This is a genomic window from Streptosporangiales bacterium, from assembly GCA_009379825.1.
Classification (GTDB): Bacteria; Actinomycetota; Actinomycetes; order Streptosporangiales; family WHST01; genus WHST01.
This window is the reverse complement of record WHTA01000022.1, coordinates 66,206-72,815: the sequence shown is the minus strand read 5'-3', so window position 1 is coordinate 72,815 and position 6,610 is coordinate 66,206. Positions and strand designations below refer to the sequence as shown.

General features: G+C 72.7%; 4 protein-coding genes and 1 pseudogene. 1 reads left to right on the top strand and 4 read right to left on the bottom strand.

The genetic code is table 11. The features are described from left to right. Positions 1–560 precede the first annotated feature (560 nt). On the bottom strand, positions 561–1,256 hold the full coding sequence (locus tag GEV07_13580) for a ComF family protein (GenBank protein ID MQA03699.1): 696 nt from the start codon (positions 1,254–1,256) through the stop codon (positions 561–563). 187 nt (positions 1,257–1,443) lie between these two features. Between GEV07_13580 and GEV07_13575 the strand changes: the two are divergent. Further along, positions 1,444–1,931, top strand: a pseudogene (locus GEV07_13575) (hypothetical protein). A 125-nt stretch (positions 1,932–2,056) separates the two neighbouring features. Here the strand turns inward: GEV07_13575 and GEV07_13570 are convergent. The 3 genes from GEV07_13570 to GEV07_13560 form a co-directional block, all read right to left on the bottom strand. Further along, positions 2,057–3,778 (bottom strand): hypothetical protein, encoded by a 1,722-nt coding sequence (locus GEV07_13570; GenBank protein ID MQA03698.1) that lies wholly within the window; start codon positions 3,776–3,778, stop codon positions 2,057–2,059. Beyond that, complete coding sequence (locus GEV07_13565) at positions 3,775–5,478, bottom strand: HAMP domain-containing protein (protein MQA03697.1); 1,704 nt, start codon at positions 5,476–5,478, stop codon at positions 3,775–3,777. The genes GEV07_13570 and GEV07_13565 overlap by 4 nt, the downstream gene beginning before the upstream one ends. A gap of 114 nt (positions 5,479–5,592) precedes the next feature. Continuing rightward, positions 5,593–6,270, bottom strand: coding sequence for a response regulator (locus tag GEV07_13560; GenBank protein MQA03696.1), 678 nt, complete (start codon positions 6,268–6,270; stop codon positions 5,593–5,595). Between the last annotated feature and the right edge of the window lie 340 nt (positions 6,271–6,610).

Sequence of the window (6,610 nt, the reverse complement as noted above, 5' to 3'; positions counted from 1 at the left end):
GATGGTCCGCCCGATCCCGGGCGTGGCCCGAGGGGCACGATGGTCCGCCCGATCCCGGGCGTGGCCCGAGGGGCACGATGGTCCGCCCGATCCCGGGCGTGGCCCGAGGGGCACGATGGTCCGCCCGATCCCGGGCGTGGCGGTCCGGTATTGCGGTCGGCCCGGCCTGCCCCGGGCGGGGTCGGCGTGGGCGCACCCGGGCGCGGTGGTCAGCGCTCAGCACGGCTGTCGACCGGCCGGTGACCCGGTCCGCCTGATCGGGGCACGGCGTCACCAGCCGTTCGGGTGCGCAGGCACAACCTGGGGTGCCGAGCCGCTCGGCGCAGGCGCGCCAACGGTGGGCAACCCTGGGCGGGTGGCATCGGGTCACGATGCATGCTCGCTGCGCCTGCTCAGGGGCAGGGCCGGTCCCGTGCGGGGGGACCAGTCCGCGGGGTCCGCGGGGTCCGCGGGTGCGTGGCGTGGCTCGCTGACGGCCACAGCCCGTCCCGGGCAGGGACGGTTGGCGGGTGGCTGGTACCCCGCTGAGGAGGTGCCCCCCTTCCCTGGTGGGGTACAGGTCAGCGGGTGCGTGCCGTCGCCGCTAGGACGGCGGCGGCTACTACATGGCCGCCTGCGGCGCGGACCGCTCGGGTGGCTTCGGCGAGGGTGGCGCCGGTCGTCAGGACGTCGTCGACGAGCAGCACGGGGCGGCCGTGCAGCAGGTCGCTCCAGCGCGGCCGCACGCGCAACGCACCGGTCAGGTTGGCCAGCCTGGCCCGCGCGTCCAACCCCGCCTGGTCCGCGACCCCACGGACGTGGCGCAGGGTGTCCGGCGGGGCCAGCTCGACGCCGGACACGCCGTGCCGGGCCGCGGCGGCTACCAGCAGCGCGAGCGGCGAGTACCCCCGGTGCCGTGTCCGCGCACGGACGGCGGGCACCTGCACCACCAGCACCGTGGGCGGCGGTCGGGGTTGGTGTTCGACCGCCGCCGTGATCGCGGCGGCGAGCGCCGCACCCAGCGGCCTCGCCAGGGCGCGCCTGCCCCGGTCCTTGTACCCCACGATGACGGCGCGCACCGGACCGTCGTAACCAGTCGCTGCCCACACCACCGGAAGGCCGACGCCGACAGGACGGGTGACCCTGGTCGGCGCGGCGCCGAGCCTAGTACGGCACGCCGTGCACAGCAGGCCGGGTGCATTGCCGCAGCCCGCGCAGTACTGCGGCAGCACCAGATCGACGAATGCCGCCAACCAGCGACGCAGCTTGTCCCACAGATGGCATCTCACGCCCACACCATCGGCAGCCGAGAACACCGGGAGAAGCCCGGCGATCACATCTGTGGACAACCGGCCCGGTCACCCGGCGGACGGTTCGGTATCCATGCGGGTGGCTGACAGGCTGTGGTGACGCGTGGCCGTTGGCTAGACGACCCGGTAGCCGTGCGTATGTGGCCGGGGGGCGGTGACCGTCCCGGTGCAGCAGCCGTCGGAGGGGGAGGCGCGCGGTAGCCGGCGACGGTGTGGGTGGCGCGCGGTAGCCGGCGACGGTGTGGGTGGCGCGCGGCGGCCAACCGCGGCGTCGGCGACACACCGAAGCCAGCCGCGGCGTCGGTGGCGAACGGCGGCCCGGCCGCACCTGCACGCCGCGCTGGACGGGTTCGTCCGGCTGGACGCGCCTGACTGGGCGGCGCGGGCGGAGGGGGAGCTGCAGGGGCGACCGGCGAGACGGTACGGCGCCGCGGGCCGGACACCATGACCATGCTGACGCCGCAGGAGCTGCGCATCGCCACGCTCGTCGGTGCCGGTGCCACCAACAAGGCGGCGGCAGCGCAGCTGTTCCTCAGCCCGCGCACCGTCGGCTACCACCTGCGGAAGACCTTCGCGAAGCTCGGCGTCGGATCCCGCAGCGAACTCGCCGGCCGGATGGTGGACCTCGGTGAACGGACCTAGCCTCAATCGTTCACGTGTAGTCGCGCCAGTGCACGGTTCGCGCTGATCACCGACCTGGCGTACGACCGTCCGTCCGGTGGCGCACCCGCCAGGCCGGTCACCGCGCCGGTGATGAAGGATCGAGGCTAGCCCGGGTAGGCGGGCGAGTGGCCGGATCCGACGGTGGTGGAGCTGAACTCGTCCGGCTGGGAGATGGCCACCCGGCCGTCGTGGTCGGTGACGAGCAGCGGCAGCCCGGTGCCCGCGGCCACCGCGTCGAGATCACGGACGCTGGACGCCTTGCGCAGCGACAGGCCGTCCACCGAGACCAGGTAGCTGGCCCGCAGGTCGCTCTGCTCGCGCGCCGCGACGGCGAGCGTCCGGCCGTCGTACCACCAGACGTCGTCGACCGCGGTCAGGCTCGGCGCCACGGGACGCACGTTGCGCACGCTGATCCCGCCGTCGCCGTCGCGGTCGAGCACCGCGGTACGCAGCTCCCCTGCGTCGCCGCTGCCCACCGCGAACGCGATGCGCACACCGTCCCAGGACACCCGCACGCTGCTGACGTGCAGGCCTTCCAGGCCCTCGGCCTCGACCTCGACCGGCTCGCCCCTGCCGTCGGTGAACCGCAGCAGCCGCGGCCCGCTCTCGGCGTTCTCCACGACCCACAGGTTGCCGTTGCGGTCCCAGGAGGGGGCGGACAGCTCCTTCCCGTTGTACAGCTGGGTCGGCTTGCCCTTCTCGTTCAACGCTCCGACCCAGAGATCGTCGCCGTTGACGGACAGCGCTGCCGCGCGCCGCCCGTCGAGCGAGATCGCCGGCTTCACGAACGTCAGCGCCCCGGTGCCGAACGGCCCGGCGAGCGGCTCCACGTCGGCGGCGGACGCGTCCACGGCGACGAGCTCGTTGTCGTCGTTGATGAAGTAGCCCCGCTTGGCGGTGACCACCCGCGCCGGCTCGTACGCGCTGAACGCGGAGCTGCCGTAGACGGCGTTGTCGCCGTCGATCTCCACGTCGACCTCGCTGACCCCTTCGATGCGCAACAGCGTGGCGGTGAGCTGCGCGATCATCCGTGCCCTGCGGGCGCCGGTGAGACCGACGGCGCCGCCGCCTAGCTGCACGGTCAGCCGGCCGTTGTCGTCGATGGTCGGCGACGACTCGAGCACGGTGTCGGACGGGATCGCGGACGCCACCCCGGGAGCCACCGACCCCTGCGGCCCGTTGATCAGCGCCCTGGTGAGGTCGGTCGGCCAGTCGTCCCTGTCGGCGGCCGGCAGCACGATCGGGCTCGGGACGAGGACGTTCGACTCCTTCGCGAAGAAGTACGCGTCGAACGGGGAGTACGCCGACACCGCGTCGTACGCGCTCATCATCTTGGTGTTCGGCAGGCTGCCGATGCGCCACTGGCCGTTCACCCGCTGCATCCGGAAGACGGCTTCCATCGTGGTGCCCTCGGGGGACGGCTGGTACTCGCCGCTGTTGCTGACCGTGGCGCGCTCGGTCGCGGTGATGGTGACGGTGTCGTCGCGGCCGACCTCCAGCCGGAAGTCGTCGTCCTGCGCGTAGACCCGCACCGCGGGGTCCTTGGCGGCCGGCCAGCCCGCCCGGACGTCCGGCGTGAGGTACGCGCGCGCGACCTCGTCGCCGTCGGACGGGGTCGCCATCGCGGCGAGGAACCCGGACACGACCTGCGCCGGCGTCCACCCGGCCTGCGGGCGCTGGGCGAACACCTGGATGGGTTCCTGCCCGCGGACGCCTTCCGGCCGGCCACCCCGGCCGGCCTCGACGGGTCCGCTCGTCGGCACCTTGGCACAGCCCGCGAGCAGCAGCGCACCGACGAGCAGCGCGGCGATCGTCCTTCTGGTCATGGTGATGCTCCCCCGGCCGGCAGGGCGCTGTCCGGCTCCTCCACCGCGTCGGCAACGTCCGGTGCCGGCTCCTGCGGCTGCGGCACGTCCGGCATGTCCATCGGCAGCGGCGAGCCGTCGAGCACGGCGCCGGCCGCCACCGGGAGGGTGAGCCGGAAGAGCGCGCCGTAGCCGCGCCCCCCGGTCGCCTGCAGCCAGCCGGCGTGCAGGTGTGCGTCCTCGGACGCGATGGCGAGGCCGAGCCCGGTGCCGCCTGCGCCGCGCGCACGGGCGGGGTCGGCGCGCCAGAACCGGTCGAACACCCGCTCCGCCTCCTCCGGGTCGAGGCCCACCCCGTGGTCGCGGACGACGACCGCGACCGCCTGCTCGTCGACGCCGACGGTGATCTCTATGGCGCCGTCCTCGCCGTAGTTGATCGCGTTGCCGACGAGGTTGCGCAGGATGCGGTCGACCCTGCGGGTGTCGATCTCGGCGACGCACGGCTCGTCCGGCAGGTCCACGGTGATCGCGCTGCCGGCCTGCTCGGCCAGCGGCCGGTTGCCTTCCACCGCCGCCCGCACCAGGTCGCGGACGTCGGACGGGCCCGCGTCGAGCACCACGGCGCCCGCGTCGTACCTGCTGATCTCCAGCAGGTCGGCGAGCAGCGACTCGAACCTGTCGAGCTGGGCCTGCAGCAGCTCGGCCGCCCGCGCGGCGTCGCCGGTGAGCCTGTCGCGGTCGTGGTAGAGCATGTCGGCGGCCATCCGCACGGTGGTCAGCGGCGTGCGCAGCTCGTGCGACACGTCGGAGACGAACCGGCGCTGCACGCGGCCGAGCTCCTCCAGCTCACCGATCTGCCGTTCCAGGCTCGCGGCCATCGAGTTGAACGAGGTCGCCAGCCGGGCGAGGTCGTCCTCGCCGCGTACGTGCATGCGCTCGGCCAGGTGCCCGGCCTCGAACTCGCCCGCCGTGCGGGCGGCCAGCCGTACCGGGGTGACCACCTGTCTGGTCACCAGGTACGCGATGGCGCACAACAGCGCGACCAGTGCCGCGCCGACGAGCGCCACCGTGCGCTGCACCAGGCCTAGCGTCTCCTGTTCCTGGTCGAGCGGGAACAGGTAGTACAGCTGCCACGGCCCGACCTTGGAGCCGACGACGATGGCGGGCTGCGGCTCGTCACCGTTGCTGTACCGGATCTCCGTGTACGTGCGCCGCTGTTCGAGCGCCGGCGCGGCTTCGACGGCGTCGCGCAGCCGACCGGGGATGCTCAACAGCGAGACGCCACCGGTCGCCCTGGCGAGGTTGGCGCCTGCCGGCACGTCGCGCGCCCCCGCGCGCACGGCGACGTAGTAGCGGCCGGCGGTGCCGCTGCGGTTGTTGAGCTCGTTGACGACGCCGGCCTGCAGCGACTCGAGCGCCTGCGGGTCCCTGGTGTCGAGCGCGACCAGCTGGCCCTGGGCGTACAGCGTGCCCGACCAGGCTTCCTCGGTCGCCGCGGTCATCTTCTCGTCGAGCAGGCCCTCCTGGATGCGGGCGACGAGGAACCAGCCGAGCAGGCCGACGACCAGACACGAGACGGCGAGCGTGGAGACGACGACCCGGAACTGCAGGGACCGGCGCCAGTGCCGTATCAGGCGCGCCGCCACGGCGCGGACCTGGCGGGTCTGTCGACCGGCCAGTCGCCGCGCACGACGGGCCAGCCCATGGCCGGCCGTGCTCATCTCGCGACTGCCTCCTTCGCCTCCTCGGTCCGCGTCGCCGGTCGCCGCGGCGTCGGTGGCCGAGGTGCTCGCGGCACCGCGATCGCTACTCGGCTCGTACGTCGTGCACCTCGGTCAGGCCGGGCCCGCCTTGTAGCCGACCCCCCGGACGGTGACCACTACCTGCGGGTTCTCCGGGTCCTGCTCGACCTTGGAGCGCAGCCGCTGCACGTGCACGTTCACCAGCCGGGTGTCGGCGGCGTGCCGGTAGCCCCACACCTGTTCGAGCAGCACCTCGCGGGTGAACACCTGGCGCGGCTTCCTGGCGAGCGCGACGAGCAGGTCGAACTCCAGCGGGGTCAGCGAGATCGACTCCTCACCGCGGCGGACCTCGTGTGCGGCGACGTCGATGTCGAGGTCGCCGATCTGCAGCAGCTCGGGCAGCGGGTCCTCGGAGCGCCGCAGCCTGGCCCGTACCCGGGCCACCAGCTCCTTGGGCTTGAACGGCTTCACGATGTAGTCGTCGGCGCCTGACTCGAGGCCGAGCACGACGTCGACGGTGTCGCTCTTCGCGGTGAGCATCACGATCGGGGTGCCGGATTCCGTCCTGATGTCGCGGCAGACGTCGATGCCGTCCTTGCCCGGCAGCATCAGGTCGAGCAGCACGAGGTCGGGGCGCACCTCGCGGAACAGGTCGAGTGCCTTGTCTCCGGTCGGGCAGAAGTGTGGCTCGAAGCCCTCACTCTTGAGCACGATGCCGAGCATCTCGGCAAGTGCGGTGTCGTCGTCGACGACTAGGACGCGTCCCTTCATGAACACATAGTTTCACAACGGCATCCAGTTCCACGAAGACCCGGGAACGTGGTGGGCCTGGGAACTCGGTTCCACAAGGACCAGGGAACGTGGGGGCCTGGGAACTCGGTTCCACGAAGACCCGGGAACGTGGGGGTCTGGGGGCTCGGCCCCCAGAAGATACGAAGTGCCTCGGAAATCGGCAACGGCCGATGAACAGGGGCGCCGAGGCGGCCCATTGGTGCTGGTATGAGTCGCCTCGGCGCTCTGAGCCGGAAAACCAGAGGGACACACACACAGGACAACCCCGAGTCCGGCTCAGGGGATCTTTCCTATCACGACGGCTCCGAGGGCAGACAGC

What these genes read in the sequence shown, in the direction of transcription:
- GEV07_13565 (MQA03697.1), bottom strand. Translation starts at nt 5,478, where the DNA reads ATGAGCACGGCCGGCCATGGGCTGGCCCGTCGTGCGCGGCGACTGGCC.
- GEV07_13570 (MQA03698.1), bottom strand. Translation starts at nt 3,778, where the DNA reads ATGACCAGAAGGACGATCGCCGCGCTGCTCGTCGGTGCGCTGCTGCTC.
- GEV07_13560 (MQA03696.1), bottom strand. Translation starts at nt 6,270, where the DNA reads ATGAAGGGACGCGTCCTAGTCGTCGACGACGACACCGCACTTGCCGAG.